Here is a 19178-nt window from a genome sequence, read left to right as displayed (position 1 = left end):
TGAGCGTATATGCGGGGGGGGGGGGGGCGGGGCGGCCCCCCCCCCCCCACCCCACTAGTGGTGGTTCTGCGAGAACAGCGTTTCGAGCGGGTAATGGCTCTTCACGAACGGCGACTTGATGATCACATAGCTGAAGTACTTTTCGATGCCGATATCGCGCTCCAGCAGGCCTTCGACAATGCTCTGATAGTGGCTCACGCTGCGCGTGACGAACTTCAGCAGGTAGTCATAGCCGCCGCTCGCCAGATGACACTCGACAATCTCGTCGACGTCTTTGATCGCATTCACGAACTTGATGAAGTCTTCCCGCCGATGATCGGCGAGCGTGACTTCGGTAAACACGATCTGCACGTCGCCGAGCTTTTCGAGCTGGATCTGCGCACCGTAGCCGATGATGTAGCCGGCCTTCTCCAGACGCTTGACCCGGATCAGGCAAGGACTGGGCGACAGGCCGACCGCGTCGGCAAGCTCGACGTTGGTTATGCGGCCTTTCTTCTGCAACTGTGAAAGTATGCGCAGGTCAATCCGGTCCAGCTTGCAGTCGCTGCTCATCGTAACGTTGTCGCTCCGGCGATGGGTGATGGGGGCTCGAACACTCCTCTACTCTAGCACGCAGTGGCATGAATTTTGACGTTCAACGCGGCCCGGACATCGGCCTGCGCGAGAACGTCGTCGAGGGTCTTTTCGAGGCGCTCGAACATCAGATCGAACTCGGCTTCCGTGTATGACAGCGCTGGCGCAAAGCCGAGAATATTGTCGCCGAACGCACGGAAGATCAGACGATTTTCATACGCTGCGGCGGCGATCCGTTCGGACAGTTTCAGCGCCGGGTCGAAGCCCGCCTTGCTGTCTTTGTCCGATACCAGTTCGAGTGCCCCGAGCAGGCCGCGATGGCGCGAGTCGCCCACCAGCGGATGCGCGAGCAGCGCGTCGAGGCCGCGGGCGAAACGCGGGCCACGCGCCACACCGTTCGCGAGCAGGCCGCCTTCATGATAGAGGCGCAGTACTTCGAGACCGATGGCCGCGCTCACCGGATGGGCCGAATACGTATGGCCGTGGCCGATAACCGCTTCGGCGTCGCCGTTCGCAATGCCTTGATAGATTTCGTCAGACATCAGCACGGCGCCCATTGGCGCATAGCCGGCGGTCAAGCCTTTCGCCACGGTCATCAGATCCGGTTCGACGTTTTCGCCCTGGCAGGCGAATAGCGGACCCGTACGGCCGAAACCGGTGATGACTTCGTCGGCGACGAACAGGATGCCGAGCTTGCGGCAACAATCGCGCATCGCTTTCAACCAGCCGACCGGCGGCACGATCACGCCACCCGATCCCTGAATCGGTTCGCAGAAGAACGCCGCAACGTTGCCGGCGCCGAGTTCGGCCACCTTCGCTTCCAGCGCGGCGACCGAGGCGGCGATCAACGCGGCGTCGTCGGCGAAATCGTTGCGGTACGCGTAAGGTGACGGCAGATGATGCTGGTTCGGCAGCGGCAGATCGAAGTTGCGGTGGAACACGGGCAAGGCGGTGAGCCCCGCGCCCATCGTCGACGAACCATGGTAGCCGCGTTGCAGCGCGATGATGTGTTTCTTCGCCGGCCGCCCGGTTGCGTTGAAGTAGTGCGTGATGAAACGGATGGCCGAATCGACCGCGTCGGAACCGCCAAGCGTGAAATACACATGTTGCAGCGAAGCGGGCGACACCTCCACCAGCTTCTGCGCCAGTTCGATTGCCGGGGCCGAGCCGAAATGGAAATAGCTGGTCGCGTAGGGCAGTTTCTGCATCTGCGCGGTGGCGGCGTCGACAATGCTCTGCTGGCCGTAGCCCACATTGACGCACCACAGACCCGAGAAGGCGTCGAGCAGTTCGTTGCCGGCCGCGTCGCGCAGGAACGCGCCGTGGGCGGACTCGAGGACGGTGACGCCGCGGGCTTCGTGCGCGCGGTAGCTAACGACCGGGTGAATCAGATGCTTGCGGTCGGCTTCAATGAGCGAATGAATCGGCATGATGGTTTCTCGTCGCGGAAAGGGGCTGTTGACCGTTCCATACTACTGACCCACGACGATTGCCTGCTCACCTAAACAAATGTCTGAAAAGCGTACGCGACGCGTTTTGATACGTGGCCTCAGCATTTTCTGCTGCGGACGCAGAAAAGCCACGGCGGGCGGGCGTTTCATTCAGCGCCGCGGCGCCGTGTTCAGTGTCCCGGAGTCAGTATCCCTGGGTCCGGTCGATCTGACCGAGCATCGGCAGGCCTTCGCGATGGCGGCGCAGATTTTCGAGCACCACGTCGACGGCGCTTTCGGGCCGCGTGGCGCTGGCGATATGGGGCGTGATGCGCACACGTGGATGCGTCCACAACGGATGGCCGGCAGGCAGCGGCTCGGGATCCGTGACGTCGAGTATGGCGTTGTGCAACTGGCCGCTCTCCAGTGCCGCCAGCAGATCGGGCTGGTTCAGATGCGGACCGCGCCCGGTTTGAATCAGCGAGGCGCCGCGTGGCAGCTTCGCGAACAAGCTGGCATCGAGCAGGCCGCGCGTGGCGGGCGTGAGCGGCAACAGGCAGACCAGGATGTCGGTACGGGCGAGGAATTCGTCCAGCGTGCCTTCGCCTGCATAGCAATCGACGCCTTCGATCTCACGCGGCGAACGGCTCCAGCCCGCGCAGGCGAAACCGAATAGCCGCAGCTTTTCCAGCACCGCCGTGCCCAGCACGCCGAGCCCCAGCACGCCAACGCGGCGCGCGCCGGCCGGCTTGAGCGGCAGTTCGCGCCAGATCTGTTGTTGTTGCTGGAGGCCGTAGTCGAACAGATCGCGATGAATCGTCAGCACGGCTTGCGTGACGTATTCGACCATCCCTTCAATAATGCCCGGCTCGATCATCCGCACCACCGGCACATGCGCCGGCACGCCTGACAGGTCGAACTGGTCGATGCCCGCGCCGACCGAGAAAACGATTTCAAGGTTCGGGAAGGTGAGGGTGGGATTTTCCGGCGGTTGCCAGGCGGCGAGGTAGCGGATCGCGGCCGGGTCACCGAGCTCGGGCCAGATGTGGAACGGCAGGTCCGGCGCTTTCTGCGCGAAGAGTTTGGCCCATTGCGCGCCACGCGCCGGGTCGGCTTTATAAAGGAAGGCCATGATGAATCAGCAGATCGCCTGGTTGATGATGCCGTATTGCAGATAGGGGCTGTTTTTGCCGTCACCGCTAAGATCAGCCGGCGTGGCGTGCCGAACCATCTTGACGACCGTATCCACCCGTGGAATTCCCAACTGTGTCAGCCATTCGGTCAGCCCGCTCTCGCCCGGCGTATCGATGCGCACGAACACGCCTTCGTTAAGCGCTAACCAGTGGCTGATCAACGCCTTGGCGCGGCTCGAATCCTCCGACGCGGGCGCGACCACCGGTCCGATCGCAAAGCCCTTGCCGAAGCGGCGAAACAGCGCGAAGCCGACCAGTTCGCCGTCGCGATCGAGGGCAATGCCATCGGCGGCGTTCAACAGCGCGGGCAAAACTTCGCCACGATCCAAGCCGCTTGCCTGCGACGCCAGTTCGACCAGCCGCGCGGTATCGCTCGAGCCGAGCGGTCGCAACCGTTCCCCGGGCGGCAAGGAAACCAGCGGCGGCTGGAATGCCGCGCCCTGATGCTGGTCGAGCGTGCCGAGCGCGCGAAAGCCGAGCTTTTCGTACAACGGCTGTCCCGCCGGCGTGGCGTGCAAAAACGTGATCCGGCCGCCAAGCTCTTCCAGCACACGCTCCATCAGCTTTCTGCCGATGCCGCGCCCCTGGCTTGCCGGAGAGACGATCACCATGCCGAGCGAGGCCCGGTCTGCGCCGTATTTCCAGCACAACGCCGTGCCGATCATGCCGCTCGCGTCTTCCGCGACGAAACCCACGCCCAGTTGCGCCACGAATCGCCAGTCGTCCGCGCGATGCGGCCATTTGAGCTCGACCGTCAGCGCGTGCGCGGCGGCGATGTCGTCGTGGGTGAAAGGTCGGTAGGTAATCGAATCGCTAATCGAATCGGTCTTCGAATCGGACACGCCGTGCTCCCAGAATGGCTGAAGGCTTACGCCGCCACTTTGTCATCCGGCGCGCGGTGTGACTAGGACGATCTTTTTATCCGGGGCGCTCGCGAGAGCCGCATTGCGATTCGATGCAAAACGCCCAGTTTGATCGCTCATTACAGGCGCGTTCTGCTGCGTGGGGATTTTTGTCGGTGACATATGCCACGCACACGGCTCTACGATTTTGTCATGGCGGCGGCGTGATTCTGACGCACCGTAGACGCACCGCCCGGGACCCCCAGCCAGTCACACAGGAAACTTTTCTCATGGACAGCTTCAATCCGGACGACGTCGCGATTCGCAGCGGACATTTTATCGGCGGTGAATATGTTGAGGGGGACGGGCGCAACGGCGAGCGTCACATCGAGGTGGCGCGCCCTTCGGACGGCGTGACCTACGCCTCGCTGCCGCTCGCCGACGCGGCGATGGTGGATCGCGCGGTGGAAAACGCGTGGCAGGCATTCAGGACGAGCGGCTGGGCGCGCATGGCGCCGCGTGAGCGCGCCAGGATCCTGCGCCGTTTCGCCGAACTGGTCGAAGCCGATGCGCCGTTTTTAGGCCGTCTGGAAGCGCTCGGCTCGACCCGGCCGATCGCGCAGGCCGTCGGCTGGGACGTGCCGTTCACCGCCGAGGGCATCCGCTTCTACGCCGAATTCGCCGACAAGCTGGGCGGCGACGTGGCGGCGACCGACCATGACCACCTCGGCATGACGATCGCCGAGCCGTACGGCGTGATTGCCGCCATCGCGCCGTGGAACTTCCCGCTGGTGATGGCTTCGTGGAAGATCGCACCGGCCTTGGCGGCGGGTAACGCGGTGGTGCTGAAGCCTTCGGAGATGACGCCGTTCTCGGTGTTGCGGCTCGCCGAACTGGCCGTGCAGGCCGGCGTGCCGGCGGGCATCTTCAACGTGGTGCAAGGGGACGGCCGCGTCACCGGCGACGAACTGGTGCGCCATCCGAAGATCAGCAAGGTCACCTTCACCGGCTCCACGCGGACCGGCGCCGCCATCATGGCGGCCTGCGCCCAAAGCGGCACCAAGCCGGTCACGCTCGAGCTCGGCGGCAAGAGTCCGCAAATCGTGTTCGCCGATGCCCCGCGTCTGGACGATGTAGCTCGGCGGATCGCCGGCGCCATTACCGGTAATGCCGGCCAGGTGTGCGTGGCGGGTTCGCGCCTGCTGGTCGAGCGAAGCCTGGCGGAGCCGCTGGCCGAGCGCATCGGCAAGATCTTCGCCGAGTTGAAACCCGGCGCGACATGGGCCGCCGGCACCACCTTGTCGCCGATCATCTCCGCGCCCCAGGCGGCGCGCATCGAGGGGATCGTCGGGCGCACGCTGGAGGCGGGCGCGACGCTGCGCTACGGCGGCATGCGGGCTGACGGCGAGGCGGCGGGTGGGGCGACTGGAGCGTTCTATACGCCGACGCTGCTCACGGACGTCACCGCCGACTCCGAAGCCGTGCGTGAAGAGGTGTTCGGCCCCGTGCTGACGCTGCAGACCTTCGACACCGAAGAAGAAGCGCTCTCGCTCGCCCAGCATCCCGAGTACGGGCTCGCCGCCGGCGTGCACACGGCCGATCTCGGCCGGGCGCTGCGCTTCGTGCGCGGCCTCGAGGCGGGGACGGTCTGGGTCAACCGCTACGGCCGCACTTCCGACTTCATGATCCCCACAGGCGGCTACAAGCGCTCCGGCATCGGCAAGGACCTCGGCCGCCAGGCTTACGAGGCAAATCTGCGCTTCAAGAGCGTGCTGATCGACCTGCGGGCCTGAGTGGACGGGGCTTCCAGCCCGACCACCGCAGACTGTGCTGCGCGATGGCATAAAAACGCATGGTTTGTGTCATCTGCAGCGCACGAATCAGGAAACATCTGTGTTTTTGCACTGATTAAATCTTTTACAGGGATTGGCTTTTGTCGACTGGAGTTGCTGCAAAGCACTGACTCCGGTCCCACGCAACATCGTTGCCCTGTTTTCGCCACTGAGCTCGCTGTCGAGTTCACCACCACGATAGGACTGCACCATGATCGAATTCGAACCGAAATACATCACCTTCGACTGCTACGGCACGCTCACCAAGTTCCGCATGGCCGACATGACCCGCGAAATGTTCGGTCATCTGCTGAACGCCGAGGATCTGGAAAAGCTCGTGGCGTTCTACGCGGGCTATCGCCGCGACGAAGTGCTGGGTGCATGGAAGCCGTATCGCGACGTGGTGGTCAACGCGTTGCGCCGTGCGTGCAAGCGCATGAACGTGGCGTTCGACGAACAGGAAGCCGAGAAGATCTACCTGGCCGTGCCGACCTGGGGTCCGCACCCGGACGTGCCGGAAGGCGTCGCGCGTCTGGCGAAAAAGTACAAGCTGGTGATTCTGTCGAACGCGTCGAATAACCAGATCCAGAGCAACGTGGACAAGCTCGGCGCGCCGTTCCACGCGGTCTTCACGGCCGAACAGGCACAGTCGTACAAGCCGCGCATGCAGGGCTTCGAATACATGTTCGACCAGCTGAACTGCAATCCGGAAGACGTGTTGCACGTGTCGTCGAGCCTGCGCTATGACCTGATGACCGCCCATGACATGGGCATCAAGCACAAGGCTTTCGTCAAGCGTGGCCACGAACCGTCCACGCCGTACTACCAGTACTACGAAGTCAACGACATTCCGCATCTGGCCGCGGAACTCGGCCTGTAAGCACCGCTTGCATATTGGCTGCCTCGCTCATTGCCCATCTCAAGGACAGACCGGATGAAGCTCGATTCCTATTGGCTCGACACCGCACCGCCGCTCCTGTCGGCGTGTGAAGGTCCGGTCGAGGGCCAAACCGATGTCGTCGTGATCGGCGGCGGCTTTACCGGGCTGTCGGCGGCACAGGCGTTGGGCAAGCGCGGCGCCTCGGTGACGGTGCTCGACGCGGGGCGCATCGGCGGCGGCGCGTCCGGGCGCAACGGCGGGCAGGTCAATACCGGCGTCGCGCAGGACTTCGTTGCACTGGTTGCGCAACTGGGTGTGGAGCGGGCCAGCGCATGTTATCGCGCATTTTCGGATGCGGTCGATACGGTCGAGCGTGTGATTCGCGAGGAGAACATCGACTGCGATTACAGCGCGACCGGCAAGCTCAAGCTGGCGTCGAAACCGCATCACATGGCGCATCTGGAAAAGACCGCGGAGTTGATCCGGCGCGAAGTCGATACGGATATCGAACTAATCGGGCGCGAACGGATTCGCAGCGAAATCCAGTCGGACAGTTTTTACGGCGGGCTGTTGCAGCGGCATGGCGGCCAGATGCATATGGGCAAGTTTGCGGTTGGACTCGCCGATGCCGCGGTTCGTCGCGGCGCAAGGCTTTATGAAAACGCGGCGGTCACCGCGATCGCGAAAGACGGCACCGGGTTCAAGGTCACTACCGCGCGCGGTGAAGTGCGCGCGAAGCAGGTGCTGATCGCGACCGGCCCGTCGCGGCATGGTCCGTTCGGCTGGTATCGGCGGCGGCTCGCGCCGGTGGGGTCGTTCATCGTCGTGACGCAAGCGCTGTCGCCGGAACTGCTGGCGCAGGTATTTCCAAACCGGCGCGCTTACACCACCACGCGCCTGATGCACAACTATTTCCGCGTGACGCCGGATTCGCGCTTGCTGTTCGGCGGACGGGCGCGCTTCACGGCATCTGAACGGCCGTCGGACGCGAAGAGCGGAAGGATTCTGCAGCAGGGGCTGGTCGCGATGTTCCCGATGCTGGCGAAAGCACGTGTCGACTATTGCTGGGGCGGTCTCGTGGATATGACCGCCGACCGGCTGCCGCATGCCGGTCAACACGACGGGATTTATTTCTCGCTGGGCTACAGCGGCCACGGCACGCAGATGTCGACGCACATGGGCCAGGTGATGGCCGACGTGATGGACGGCCACGAAGAAAGCAATCCGTGGCGCGAGTCCGAATGGCCCGCGATTCCAGGCCACACGGGCAAACCCTGGTTCCTGCCGCTGGTGGGGACGTACTACCGCATCAAAGACATTTTTTATTGATTCTTCCCTGTTGCATTTGCCATTCAAAAACCACGCAGCTATCCCTGTCACCCTCGCGGAGAAGTTCGATGAATAAGGAAACCTCACAATATGGCGCGCTTCAACTCGGCACCGAGTTGGAGCGATTGACGTCAAAAGGCACGTCGCGCCGCGGCGTGCTGCGTGCGATGGCCGCGGCAGGGATGATGTCGGTGACGGGCGCCGGTCTTCTGAGCGCAAGCGGCGCGGCATTGGCGCAAGCGAAGCCGAAGCAGGGTGGCAAGATCCGCGTGGCGACGCAGTCCGCTTCGGCCGCCGACACGCTCGACCCGGCCAAGGGTGCGCTCGGCACGGACTATGTCCGCGGCTTCATGTTCTATAACTGCCTGACCGAGCTCGATTCGCATCTCGGCGCGAAGATGGCGCTCGCCACCTCGCTGGACACGAAGGATGCGACGGTGTGGGTCGCCAAGCTGCGCACCGGCGTGCAGTTCCACGACGGCAAGCCGCTCACGCCGGCGGACGTCGTGTATTCGATCATGCGCCATAAGGATCCGGCGACGGCCTCGAAAGCGAAGACGCTGGCCGATCAGATCAAGGAAGTGAAGGAGACGGGCCCGAACGAAGTGACGATCACGCTGGAAGGTCCGAACGCCGATCTGCCGGTGATTCTCGCCACCTCGCATTTCCAGATCATCAAGGACGGCACCAAGGACTTCAAAACAGCGGTCGGCACCGGCCCGTTCAAGCTCAAGGAGTTCTCGCCGGGCGTGCGCACGGTCGGTGTGAAGAACGCGAATTACTGGAAGCCGGGCCTGCCGCATCTCGACGAAGTCGAATTGATCGGCATTGGCGACGAATCGGCGCGCGTGAACGCGCTGCTATCGGGCGACGTACAACTGATCAACGCGGTGAGCCCGCGTTCGACCGCGCAGATCAAGAGCGCCGGCGGTTTCGGCGTGCTGGAGACGAAGACGGGCCAGTACACCGACCTGATTGTGCGTGACGAAGGCGGTATTGCCGCCAACGACGATTTTCGTCGAGGCATGATGTACCTGCAGGATCGCGAGCAGATGCGCCGGGCGATCTTCCAGGGTTACGGCGCGATCGGCAACGACCAGCCGATCGATCCGACCAATAAGTACTACCTGGCCGGTCTGCCGCAACGTGCCTTCGATCCGGACAAGGCGAAGTTCCATTTCCAGAAGGCCAAGGTCGGCAGCGCGCCGATCCAGATTTTCGCCTCGCCGGCGGCGGAAGGCTCCGTTGAAATGGCGATGTTCCTGCAGCAGGTGGCGCCGCAAGCCGGTTTGAATCTTCAGGTGTCGCGCGTGCCGGCCGACGGCTACTGGTCGAACCACTGGATGAAGCATCCGCTGGGTTTCGGCAATATCAACGCGCGTCCGAGCGCCGATGTGATTTTCACGCAGTTCTTCAAGTCGGACGCACCGTGGAACGAAGCGAACTGGAAGAGCGCGAAGTTCGACCAGATGCTGGTTGCGGCGCGCGGCGAGCCGGACGACGCGAAGCGTAAGAAGATTTATGGCGACATGCAGGTGCTGGTGCATGAAACAGGCGGTGTCGGCATTCCGCTGTTCCAGAGTTCGCTCGACGCCTACACGTCGAAGCTCAAGGGTCTCGGCTCGATTCCGCTGGCCGGCCTGATGGGCTTCATGTTCGCGGAAAACGTCTGGCTGGAAGCCTGAGGCGGGCCTGTCTGATTGACGGTAGGTAACACGTCATACCCGGCAATACCGGCAATTCAGGCGGTACAGGCGGTACAGGCAATAAGCACGCCGCTTGCCCGCGGCGTGCGGCTTCAACCCTGCACAGGAGGCGACTTTCGATGAAAGCACACGCGCAACGACTCATTGCCGCGCGCCTTGGCCTCGCGCTGCTCACGCTGCTGCTGGTCTCGGCAGTCGTGTTCGCCATCACCGGGCTGCTTCCCGGCGATGCCGCCCAGCAGGCGCTCGGCCAGGCCGCGACCCCGGAAGCCGTCGCGGTCTTGCGGCATCAATTCGGTCTCGACCAGCCGGCGCTGCAACGCTACTTCGAGTGGCTCTTTCATATTGTCAGCGGTAACTTCGGCACCTCGCTGTCGAACAATCTGCCGGTCAGCGAGTTGATCGCCACGCGTCTGCCGAATTCGCTGGTGCTGGCCGGTTTGACGGCGCTGGTCTCCGTGCCGCTCGCTCTCGTGATCGGTATTTCGTCGGCAATGTTCCGCGGCTCGCTGCTTGACCGCACGCTCAACGTGCTCACGCTCTCGACGGTGGCCGTGCCGGAGTTTCTGATTGCCACCATCGCCGTGCTGATCTTCGCCGTCAAGCTGCGCTGGCTGCCTGCGCTCTCCTATCTCTCGGAGGTGCATTCGGTAAGCGCGTTGTTGCGCATCTACGCGATGCCGGTCATGACGCTGTGTTGCGTGATCGTCGCGCAGATGTCGCGTATGACCCGCGCCGCGGTGCTCGATCAGCTCAATTCGTCGTACGTGGAAATGGCGATCCTCAAGGGCGCGTCGCCCGCGCGGGTGGTGCTGCGGCACGTGTTGCCCAACACCATCGGCCCGATTGCCAACGCGGTGGCCTTGAGCCTGTCGTATCTGTTCGGCGGCGTGGTGATCGTGGAATCGATCTTCAACTATCCCGGCCTCGCGAGCCTGATGGTGGATGCCGTCACCAACCGCGACATGCCGCTCGTGCAGGGCTGCGTGATGGTGTTCTGCGCGGCGTATCTCGCGTTGGTGCTGATCGCCGACCTGTGTCAAATCGTATCCAATCCGAGGCTGCGTCGATGATGAGCCAACCTACCAATCCCCATGTTCCTCACATTCCCCATGCGAGCACCGAGGTGTACGACCTGGGCCTCGATGAACCCGCTATCGAGACGCCGGCCGTCGAAGCGGCAGCGCTCAAACAGGGCATGTTGAAACGGCTGGTGCACCGCTTCTCCGTACTCGGCCTGATTGGCCTCGTGCTGGTGGCGTTCTGGCTGATCGTCGCGTTCATTGGGCCGCTGGTCGCACCGTACAAAGGCGGCGCGCTGACCTCGACGGAGATTTTCGGCAGCTATAGCGCGGCGTATCCGCTCGGCACCGACTATCTCGGCCGCGACATGTTGAGCCGGATTCTCTACGGCGCGCGGTACACGGTCGGCCTCGCGCTGGCAGCGGCGGTGCTCGCCAGTGTGATCGGCACGTTTTTCGGTTTGCTCGCCGCGGTGTCCGGGCGCTGGGTCGATGAAATTTTGAGCCGTCTGTTCGACGCACTGATTTCGATTCCGAGCAAGGTGCTCGCGCTCGTGGTCATTGCCGCGTTCGGCTCGTCGATCACGATGCTGACCACCGTGGCCGCTTTGGCCTATATCCCCGGTGCCTTCCGCATTTCGCGCTCGCTCGCGGTGAACCTGATGGGCCTGGAATACGTTCAGGTGGCGAGAGCGCGCGGCGAGGGCATCTTCTATATCGCACGCGTGGAAGTGCTGCCGAACATGATTTATCCGATGCTCACGGATTTCGGCTTGCGCTTCGTGTTTATCGTGCTGCTGCTGAGCGGGCTGAGTTTTCTCGGTCTTGGCGTGCAGCCGCCGAATGCCGACTGGGGGTCGCTCGTGCGCGAGAACATCGGTGGTTTGTCGGAGGGCGCGCCTGCCGTATTGATGCCGGCTGTTGCGATTGCGACGCTGACCATCGGCATGAATCTGCTGATCGACAACCTGCGGCGTCGTGGCCGTAGCCATGGAGGTGCGTGATGGCTGATCGAGCCGAGCGGGACATGATCGAAGTGAAGGGTCTGCGGGTTGTCGCGGGCGCGGCGCCGGGACCGGTGACCGAGATCGTCAAGGGTGTCAGTTTTTCGGTGAAGAAGGGCGAGGTGCTGGCGTTGATCGGCGAGTCCGGTTCGGGCAAGACGACGATCGCGTTGTCGCTGCTCGGCTATGCGCGGGCGGGATGTTCGATCAGCAGCGGATCGGTGCGCGTCGGCGAAGTGGAGGTGCTGTCGCTCGATGCCAAAGGCCGGCGCGGATTGCGGGCGCGGACCGTGGCGTATGTCGCGCAGAGTGCGTCGGCGGGTTTCAATCCGTCGCGCACGATCATGGATCAGGTGACCGAGCCGGCGTTGCTGCATCGTGTGATGTCGGCCGAGGCGGCGCGCAAGAAAGCGGTCGACCTGTTCCGCGCGCTTGCGCTGCCCGCGCCGGAGACGATCGGCGAGCGTTATCCGCATCAGGTGTCCGGCGGCCAGTTGCAGCGCTTGATGGCCGCCATGGCGTTGATCACGGACCCCGCTGTCGTCGTGTTCGACGAGCCGACCACCGCGCTCGATGTCACCACGCAGATCGAGGTGCTCGCGGCGTTCAAGAAGGTGATTCGTGAACTCGGCACGACCGCCGTGTACGTGTCGCACGATCTGGCCGTGGTCGCGCAGATGGCGGATCGCATCGTCGTGCTGAATGGCGGCGCGGTGAAGGAAAACGGCGCGGTCGCGCAAGTGCTCGATGCCCCCGTGGATGCTTACACGCGTCAACTGCTCGCCGCGACACGCCGCCCGGAAGTGGAACTGGCGACGCCGCAGGTCGGCAAACACATCCCGCCGCTACTCGAAATTCGCGGGCTCGCGGCCGGCTACGGGCGTATCGACCGTTCCGGCGCGCCCGCCGTGCGCGTGCTCGACGACGTCAGCCTGTCGATCCCGCGCGGCAGCACGCTCGGCGTGATCGGCGAATCCGGCTCCGGCAAGACGACGCTCGCGCGGGTGGTGGCCGGTCTGGTCGACCGTGCGCGCGGTGAGGTGTTTTTTAACGGCACGCTGTTGCCGGCGCAACTTTCGCGTCGCACGCCGGAGCAGTACCGGCAGATCCAGATCGTGTTCCAGAACGCCGACACCGCGCTGAATCCGAGCCATTCGATCGCCGATATCCTGGGCCGTCCGCTTGCGTTCTATCACCATCTGCGGGGTTCGGCCGCGAAGAAACGCATGCTGGAATTGCTCGATCTGGTGAAGCTGCCCGCTTCGATTGCCACCCGTACGCCTGCCGGGCTCTCCGGTGGTCAGAAGCAGCGCGTGAATCTGGCGCGCGCGCTGGCCGCCGATCCCGCACTGATCCTCTGCGACGAAGTCACCTCCGCGCTCGATACGGTGGTCGGCGCGGCGATCCTCGACTTGCTGGCTGAATTGCGCCGCGAACTCGGCGTGTCGTACATGTTCATCAGCCACGATATCTCCACCGTGCGCGCGGTTTGCGACGAAGTCATCGTGCTATACGCGGGACAGCGCGTGGAAGCCGGGCAGCGCGACGTGCTCGCGGCGCCGCCCTATCACCCGTACACGGGTTTGCTGGTCGATTCGGTGCCCGCGCTGAAACCGGGCTGGCTCGACGCGCGCCGCGCGGTGGGTTGTGCCGCGCTGCCGCCGATGGGTGAGAGCGCCAATGTTCCCGAGCTGTGCTCGTTCCGCGCGCGCTGCCCGGTGCGCATCGACGGGATGTGCAATGTCACGCCGCCGTCGCTGAAGAAACTGCCGTCGGGCGCGGAGATTCTTTGCCATCATCCGGCGGCTGAACTGAACCGCTTGCAGACCGTGGAGGCGACCCCGGCATGAGTGGACGATTTGTGCGGCTCGCGGAGACAGACCGCAAGACCTTTCCGATTACCGTGGACGGCGTCGTGCGTGAGGCGGCCGAGGGCGACACGTTGATGGTCGCCCTGCTGACCGGCGCGAGCACGTTGCGCGATTCCGAATTCGGCGACGGCCGCCGTGCGGGTTTCTGTTTGATGGGCGCTTGCCAGGACTGCTGGGTCTGGACGGCGCAAGGCGAACGCATGCGGGCGTGTAGTACACCTGCGGCGCCGGGCATGTCGATTGTCACGAAGCTGGCTGAAGCCGGGGAGGGCGTATGGCCCCGCGCGTAGTGATCATCGGCGCCGGGCCGGCGGGCGTGCGCGCCGCGCAGGCGTTAGTCGAAGCGGGGCTGCGGCCGACGGTCATCGACGAAGGCCGGCGTGACGGCGGCCAGATTTATCGGCGGCAACCGGAAGGGTTTTCGCGCAGCTACGAGACGCTGTACGGCACGGAGGCGGAACGCGCCGCTTCGCTGCATCAGAGCTTCGATGCGCTGAAGGGCAAGATCGATTATCTGCCGGAGACGCTGGTCTGGAATATCTCGCCGAACGCCGTGCATCTGGCGAGCGGCACGCGCTACCAGACGCTATCGTTCGATTCCCTGATTGTTTGCAGCGGCGCGACGGACCGGCTGATGCCGGTCAAGGGCTGGCATCAGGCCGGCACGTATAGCCTCGGCGGCGCGCAGGTTGCGCTGAAATCGCAGGCCTGCGCGATCGGCTCGCGCATCGTGATGATGGGCAGCGGTCCGTTGCTGTATCTCGTGGCCGCGCAATACATCAAGGCGGGCGCGCAGGTGGCGGCCGTGCTCGATACGTCGACCTTCATGCAGCGATTGACCGCGCTGCCGCATCTGCTGGCGATTCCCGCCGCCCTCAAGAAAGGGGTGGCATTGACGCGCGTGCTGACGAAGGCACGCGTGCCGGTTCATCGCGGCGTGCAGCCCGTGGAAATCAAAGGCTCGCCGGAGGGCGGGGTGAGTGGCGTCGTGGTTGCATTGCCTGGCGGCAAGCAACTTGAATTCGCGTGCGACGCTGTTGCGCTCGGCTATCACCTGCGCCCGGAGACACAGCTTGCGGACCTCGCGGGGTGTCGCTTCGTGTTCGACGACAACGCGCGGCAATGGCTGCCGCAAATCGACGCGGACGGTCGTAGCAGCGTGAAGGGCGTTTATCTGGCGGGCGATGGCGCGAGAGTGCGCGGCGCGGACGCCGCCGAGCGTTCGGGCCGCCTCGCGGCAATGGCCGCGTTGCGCGATCACGGCATGCAGGTCGAAGGCGTCGAGCCGTTGCGCGCCGAACTCGCGCGTTTCACACGCTTTGCCGCCGGCTTACGCGAAGCCTTTCCGTGGCCGGCGAAATTCGCCGCGTCCCTGCCGGATGAAACAATCGTGTGCCGTTGCGAAGCCATTACAGCCGGTGAACTGCGCCGCGTCGTGCACGCGGCCGGCGCCCAGGAAGCCAATCGCGCGAAGGCGTTTTCGCGCGTCGGCATGGGCCGCTGTCAAGGCCGCTACTGCGGCCACGCCGGTGCGGAAATTATCGCGGCGACGGCTTCGGTGCCGTTGTCCTCGGTGGGACGGCTGCGCGGGCAGGCGCCCGTCAAACCGCTACCTGTGGCGCTCGCCGAAGAGGTGGACGAATGAGCGCGACGATAACGAATGAAGCCGATGTGATCGTGATCGGCGGCGGCATCATGGGCACGACGACCGCCTTCTTTCTGCGCCAGCGTAATCGTTCGGTGATTCTGCTCGAACGCGGACTCACCGGACAGCAGGCGAGCGGCGTGAACTTCGGCGGTATTCGCCGGCAGGGCCGTGCGTTGCCGCAACTCGAGATGGCGAACCGCGCGCTGCGCACATGGCAGCGCTCGAAGGACCTGCTCGGCGAGGACATCGAGTTTCTGGCGTCGGGCCACACGCGCGTGTGCTATCACCAGAAGGACGTGGAGAATTTCGATCAATACGCGATCGATGCCCGCGCTCATGGTCTCGACCTCACCGTGCTGCACGGCGAGGCCGTGTTCCAACGCTATCCGTTTCTCGGGCGCGAGGTGCTGGCGGCGTCGATTTCGCCGCTCGACGGTCACGCCAATCCGCGTCTCGCCGCCCCAGCGTTTGGCCGTGCGGCCGCGCGGCTCGGTGCCCAGGTGATCGAGAACACCGAGATCGTGCGCGTCGAAAAAGACGGTGAACGGTTTCGCGTGGAGAGCGCGCGCGGCGACGTGTATTGGGCGGCGCAACTCGTGATCTGCGCGGGCGCGTGGGCGAGCCGGCTCACCGAACAGTTCGGCGAACCCGTTCCGTTGGTTGCGAGCGGACCGCAGATGGCCGTGACCGAGCCGGTGCCGTATGTGTTCAAGTCGTCGATGGGGGTGTTCACCTCGATCAAGGAAGAGAGCATCTATTTCCGCCAGATTCCGCGCGGCAATATTATTGTCGGCGGCGGTCCCGGTGGCCCGGCGGATGCCGTGACGTGCCGCGCATCGGTCCTGCCGCGCAACACGGTGCGGCAAGTCGCGCAGTTGCGGCGGCTCGTTCCGGCGATGGCGCCGTTGCATGTGATACGCGTGTGGAGCGGCGTGGAAAGCTATCTGCCCGACAACGAACCGGTGATCGGGCCGAGCAGCAAGGTCGACGGCCTTTACTACGCGTTCGGTTTCTGCGGCTCGGGTTTCCAGATCGGTCCGGGGGTTGGCGAGACGCTCGCCGAACTCGTCGATACGGGCCGCACGCCTATTCCGCTCGAGGTGTTTTCCGTTACCCGGTTCGCCAGGCAAGCCGCGTCCCGCCCGACCATCGCGACGCCATGAAACAGTCCATCAGCCTCAATGCCGCCCGGACGTTCATCGAAGACCATTTCGACGAACCGGTGACGCTCGCGCAACTCGCCGCGCTGTCCGCGCTCAGCGTCTCGCGCTTCGCGACGGTATTTCGTCAGCAGTACGGTTCATCGCCGTATCGCTATCTGTGCGGGCTGCGGATTCAGCGGGCACAGACCTTGTTGCTCGAGGGCATGCCGGGATCGGTGGTGGCGACCGAGGTGGGATTTTTCGATCAGAGCCACTTCGGCCGGCATTTCAAACGATGCTGCGGGATGACGCCCAGCATGTTCATCGCGCACGCCGGCGCGAACGAGGCGAAGCATGCGGTGAAGAGTACCTTGAAGCAAGGCGGCGCGGCGCAGGCTACGATGCCGCGTTCAGCTTCCGCCATAACGTCGTCTTGCTGATGCCGAGCGCCTGGCAAACCGCATCGCGATCGCCGTCGCAGGCGGCAAGCGCGGCGCGGATTTCATCGGCTTCCACATGACGGCTGCGTTCGCGTAGCGTTAGCGCCGCTTTCTTCGAACTCGCGTGCGGCGGCTCGAAGATTTCAGGTGCAACGGTGCGCAGTACCTCGCGCGTAAAGACGGTTTTTGTTGCGGCGGTCGAGTTTGCGTCCGTGTCCGCGGCGGGTTCCGCATCGGCCAGTTCAACCGCAATCCGTTCGATCACGTTCTGCAGTTCACGCACGTTACCCGGCCACGTGTAACGTTTCAGCGCTTCGCCGAGATTGGCGAGAACACGCCGCGCCGCGTCTGCATCGGGCAGCCGGGCCGCCAGCCTCGGCTCGCGCGAGGCGGCTTGCAGCAGCAGTTCGATCGCGAGCGGCAGCAGATCGTCGGGCCGCTCGCGCAGCGGCGGCAGCGCGATGCTCAGAATGTTGAGCCGGTAGTACAGGTCCGCGCGAAAGCTGCCCGCTTCGATACCTTCGGTCAAGGCACGATGCGTCGCCGCGACCACCCGGATGTCCACGCGCGTCGGCTCAGTCGAGCCGAGCCGCACGACTTCGCGCTCCTGCAGCACACGGAGCAGACGGCTCTGCAACGACAGCGGCATCTCGGCGATTTCGTCGAGAAACAGCGTGCCGCGGTGCGCCACCTCGATCAGCCCCGCCTTGCCGCCTTTGCGCGCGCCGGTGAACGCGCCTTCCTCATAGCCGAACAACTCGCTCTCGAGCAAGGCCTCGGGAAACGCGCCGCAATTGATGGCGACGAAGGCGAAGTCGCGCCGCGCGCTCAGCTGATGCATGCTCTGCGCGACCAGCTCCTTGCCGGTGCCGCTTTCGCCGAGAATCAGCACGGTGGCGTCCGATCTGGCGTAGCGCTGCACCAGCGCGCGGACCCGTTCGATCGAAGCGGAGGCGCCGACGATATCGCCAAGCTGATAGCGCGCGCTGAACTGCTGCACGCGCTGCCGCGAGCGCAAGGTGCGGTCGAGCCGTTCTACTGCGCGTGATTCCTGAAACGTCAGTACGGTGCCGGGTGCCGAACTGCTGCTTGCCAGCGGCCCGCGATGCACGACATAGCTCGCGCCTCGCACCGTGCAGAACGCGTCGCCTTCCGAGTCCGGCAGGCTGCCTGCGAGATCGGGCGCGAGGTCGAGCAGCGCGCGGCCCACGGCCTTTGCGGCGTCGATGCCGAGCATGCCGGCGAGACGCTGGTTCATCGCTTCGATGCGCCCTTGCGCATCGAGCGCCACCACGCCGTCGCGCAGATGCTGCAGCAGATTGTCGAGTCGTTGACGGCGAACTGTTTCGCGGCGGGTGGCCTGGGCCACTTCGAGTGCGGTGTCGAACGCGGCGCGTACCGATGCGCGTGAGTACAGAAACACCGCGCTCATGCCGGCGTTCGCTGCGAGATCGGCGATGAGCCCCGGGCCGACCACGGCGTCGATGCCGCGATCGCGCAGATCGAGAACGACACTCTCCGCATCCTGCGCCGATTGATAGGACGCAAATGTCACATCGATGTCGTACGCGGCGATGAAGCGCCGCACTTCATCGGGCGTGTCGCCATGCGTGACGAGCGCGACCTTCGCGCCGTCGCGCCGCGCTCGCGCGAGCGCGTGCATGACGTCGAAACCCGTCGGGCCGATCAGCACGACTGGCACGCTGACGCGTGTTTTCAGATACGCCCCGTTGGAGCCGCCGGCAATCACGACATCCGGACGCCCGGCGCCGACCGCGTCGATTTCATGCACGGCGTCTTCGAAACCATGCGCGACGATGCGCAGATCGGCGCGTTCGACGTATTCGCCGGCAATGTCGAAAAACAGATCGCGCAGGCGGCTGATACTGACGGCCCAAATGCGGGGGCGCTGCGCGGGGTCGAAGGGCGGTGTGCTCACGGCGTGCGGCTCGATATCGGCAGAGGGGATGGGGCGATCAGAAGTCCGCCCATTATGCACCTCTCGCTTTCTAATTTGAAATTCGTGATTTCACTTATGAAATGCGATGGCGGTAGGGTCGGCGAACGATTTTTTGTTAAATCAGGCACTTAGCGGCGGGTGCCATGCATGGCCCGTTCTTTGCATTATGAGTTTCCGTTTTCACCGGTCACCGCATTGAAACCCCGTAAGACAAGCTCGGCGCGCTGATTGCCGCACGAACGCAACCCCCGCAGTTGGAGACGAAATTATGAGTGAAGCCGATAACAGCACGCCGAACGCAGGCGC

16 protein-coding genes are annotated in these 19178 nt (G+C 64.2%); 11 read left to right on the top strand and 5 right to left on the bottom strand.

The window, feature by feature from the left end; translation table 11 throughout:
- Window positions 1–54: 54 nt before the first annotated feature.
- The 4 genes from PQR67_RS37465 to PQR67_RS37450 form a co-directional block, all read right to left on the bottom strand.
- A complete protein-coding gene (locus tag PQR67_RS37465) occupies window positions 55–552 on the bottom strand; it encodes an Lrp/AsnC family transcriptional regulator (protein ID WP_074288529.1) in 498 nt (165 codons plus the stop codon).
- Between the two features lie 53 nt (window positions 553–605).
- Entirely contained in the window at window positions 606–2003 is a 1398-nt protein-coding gene (locus PQR67_RS37460; RefSeq protein ID WP_408467827.1) for an aspartate aminotransferase family protein, read from the bottom strand.
- Window positions 2004–2208: 205 nt separating this feature from the next.
- On the bottom strand, window positions 2209–3135 hold the full coding sequence (locus tag PQR67_RS37455; protein ID WP_408467826.1) for a 2-hydroxyacid dehydrogenase: 927 nt from the start codon (window positions 3133–3135) through the stop codon (window positions 2209–2211).
- Between the two features lie 6 nt (window positions 3136–3141).
- Window positions 3142–4014, bottom strand: a complete 873-nt coding sequence (locus PQR67_RS37450; protein ID WP_408467828.1) for a GNAT family N-acetyltransferase — start codon at window positions 4012–4014, stop codon at window positions 3142–3144.
- A gap of 314 nt (window positions 4015–4328) precedes the next feature.
- On the opposite strand from PQR67_RS37450, the gene PQR67_RS37445 reads away from it, so the two are divergent.
- From PQR67_RS37445 to PQR67_RS37395, 11 genes are all read left to right on the top strand, one after another.
- Window positions 4329–5831, top strand: a complete 1503-nt coding sequence (locus PQR67_RS37445) for an aldehyde dehydrogenase family protein (RefSeq protein ID WP_408467825.1) — start codon at window positions 4329–4331, stop codon at window positions 5829–5831.
- 250 nt (window positions 5832–6081) lie between these two features.
- Window positions 6082–6750 (top strand): haloacid dehalogenase type II, encoded by a 669-nt coding sequence (locus PQR67_RS37440; protein WP_408467824.1) that lies wholly within the window; start codon window positions 6082–6084, stop codon window positions 6748–6750.
- A 54-nt stretch (window positions 6751–6804) separates the two neighbouring features.
- Complete coding sequence (locus PQR67_RS37435) at window positions 6805–8079, top strand: NAD(P)/FAD-dependent oxidoreductase (RefSeq protein ID WP_408467823.1); 1275 nt, start codon at window positions 6805–6807, stop codon at window positions 8077–8079.
- Between the two features lie 68 nt (window positions 8080–8147).
- Window positions 8148–9764: an ABC transporter substrate-binding protein gene (locus tag PQR67_RS37430; RefSeq protein ID WP_408467822.1), complete on the top strand. Its 1617-nt coding sequence runs from the start codon at window positions 8148–8150 to the stop codon at window positions 9762–9764.
- 140 nt (window positions 9765–9904) lie between these two features.
- On the top strand, window positions 9905–10858 hold the full coding sequence (locus tag PQR67_RS37425) for an ABC transporter permease (RefSeq protein WP_408467821.1): 954 nt from the start codon (window positions 9905–9907) through the stop codon (window positions 10856–10858).
- On the top strand, window positions 10855–11811 hold the full coding sequence (locus PQR67_RS37420) for an ABC transporter permease (RefSeq protein ID WP_408467820.1): 957 nt from the start codon (window positions 10855–10857) through the stop codon (window positions 11809–11811). Before PQR67_RS37425 ends, PQR67_RS37420 begins: the two co-directional genes overlap by 4 nt.
- The gene (locus PQR67_RS37415) at window positions 11811–13661 is read left to right on the top strand and encodes an ABC transporter ATP-binding protein (RefSeq protein WP_408467819.1); all 1851 of its coding nucleotides are present in this window, start codon (window positions 11811–11813) and stop codon (window positions 13659–13661) included. The genes PQR67_RS37420 and PQR67_RS37415 overlap by 1 nt, the downstream gene beginning before the upstream one ends.
- A complete protein-coding gene (locus tag PQR67_RS37410) occupies window positions 13658–13972 on the top strand; it encodes a (2Fe-2S)-binding protein (RefSeq protein WP_408467818.1) in 315 nt (104 codons plus the stop codon). The genes PQR67_RS37415 and PQR67_RS37410 overlap by 4 nt, the downstream gene beginning before the upstream one ends.
- The gene (locus PQR67_RS37405) at window positions 13957–15327 is read left to right on the top strand and encodes an FAD/NAD(P)-dependent oxidoreductase (protein ID WP_408467817.1); all 1371 of its coding nucleotides are present in this window, start codon (window positions 13957–13959) and stop codon (window positions 15325–15327) included. The genes PQR67_RS37410 and PQR67_RS37405 overlap by 16 nt, the downstream gene beginning before the upstream one ends.
- Window positions 15324–16493, top strand: coding sequence for an NAD(P)/FAD-dependent oxidoreductase (locus PQR67_RS37400; protein ID WP_408467816.1), 1170 nt, complete (start codon window positions 15324–15326; stop codon window positions 16491–16493). Before PQR67_RS37405 ends, PQR67_RS37400 begins: the two co-directional genes overlap by 4 nt.
- Window positions 16490–16912, top strand: a complete 423-nt coding sequence (locus tag PQR67_RS37395) for a helix-turn-helix domain-containing protein (RefSeq protein ID WP_408467815.1) — start codon at window positions 16490–16492, stop codon at window positions 16910–16912. The genes PQR67_RS37400 and PQR67_RS37395 overlap by 4 nt, the downstream gene beginning before the upstream one ends.
- On the opposite strand, the gene prpR is transcribed toward PQR67_RS37395, so the two are convergent.
- Window positions 16869–18851: a propionate catabolism operon regulatory protein PrpR gene (gene prpR, locus PQR67_RS37390; protein ID WP_408467814.1), complete on the bottom strand. Its 1983-nt coding sequence runs from the start codon at window positions 18849–18851 to the stop codon at window positions 16869–16871. The two genes, PQR67_RS37395 and prpR, sit on opposite strands and share 44 nt — an antisense overlap.
- Window positions 18852–19178 lie beyond the last annotated feature (327 nt).

Source organism: Paraburkholderia fungorum (genome assembly GCF_046026025.1).
GTDB classification, from domain to species: domain Bacteria; phylum Pseudomonadota; class Gammaproteobacteria; order Burkholderiales; family Burkholderiaceae; genus Paraburkholderia; species Paraburkholderia fungorum_E.
The sequence above is the reverse complement of the archived record's forward strand: the minus strand, read 5'-3'. Positions and strand labels throughout refer to the sequence as shown.

Bases quoted from the DNA above. Each gene is read 5' to 3' on its own strand.
- PQR67_RS37465 (WP_074288529.1), bottom strand. From the start codon at position 552: ATGAGCAGCGACTGCAAGCTGGACCGGATTGACCTGCGCATACTTTCA.
- PQR67_RS37460 (WP_408467827.1), bottom strand. From the start codon at position 2,003: ATGCCGATTCATTCGCTCATTGAAGCCGACCGCAAGCATCTGATTCAC.
- PQR67_RS37455 (WP_408467826.1), bottom strand. From the start codon at position 3,135: ATGGCCTTCCTTTATAAAGCCGACCCGGCGCGTGGCGCGCAATGGGCC.
- PQR67_RS37445 (WP_408467825.1), top strand. From the start codon at position 4,329: ATGGACAGCTTCAATCCGGACGACGTCGCGATTCGCAGCGGACATTTT.
- PQR67_RS37440 (WP_408467824.1), top strand. From the start codon at position 6,082: ATGATCGAATTCGAACCGAAATACATCACCTTCGACTGCTACGGCACG.
- PQR67_RS37435 (WP_408467823.1), top strand. From the start codon at position 6,805: ATGAAGCTCGATTCCTATTGGCTCGACACCGCACCGCCGCTCCTGTCG.
- PQR67_RS37430 (WP_408467822.1), top strand. From the start codon at position 8,148: ATGAATAAGGAAACCTCACAATATGGCGCGCTTCAACTCGGCACCGAG.
- PQR67_RS37425 (WP_408467821.1), top strand. From the start codon at position 9,905: ATGAAAGCACACGCGCAACGACTCATTGCCGCGCGCCTTGGCCTCGCG.
- PQR67_RS37420 (WP_408467820.1), top strand. From the start codon at position 10,855: ATGATGAGCCAACCTACCAATCCCCATGTTCCTCACATTCCCCATGCG.
- PQR67_RS37415 (WP_408467819.1), top strand. From the start codon at position 11,811: ATGGCTGATCGAGCCGAGCGGGACATGATCGAAGTGAAGGGTCTGCGG.
- PQR67_RS37410 (WP_408467818.1), top strand. From the start codon at position 13,658: ATGAGTGGACGATTTGTGCGGCTCGCGGAGACAGACCGCAAGACCTTT.
- PQR67_RS37405 (WP_408467817.1), top strand. From the start codon at position 13,957: ATGGCCCCGCGCGTAGTGATCATCGGCGCCGGGCCGGCGGGCGTGCGC.
- PQR67_RS37400 (WP_408467816.1), top strand. From the start codon at position 15,324: ATGAGCGCGACGATAACGAATGAAGCCGATGTGATCGTGATCGGCGGC.
- PQR67_RS37395 (WP_408467815.1), top strand. From the start codon at position 16,490: ATGAAACAGTCCATCAGCCTCAATGCCGCCCGGACGTTCATCGAAGAC.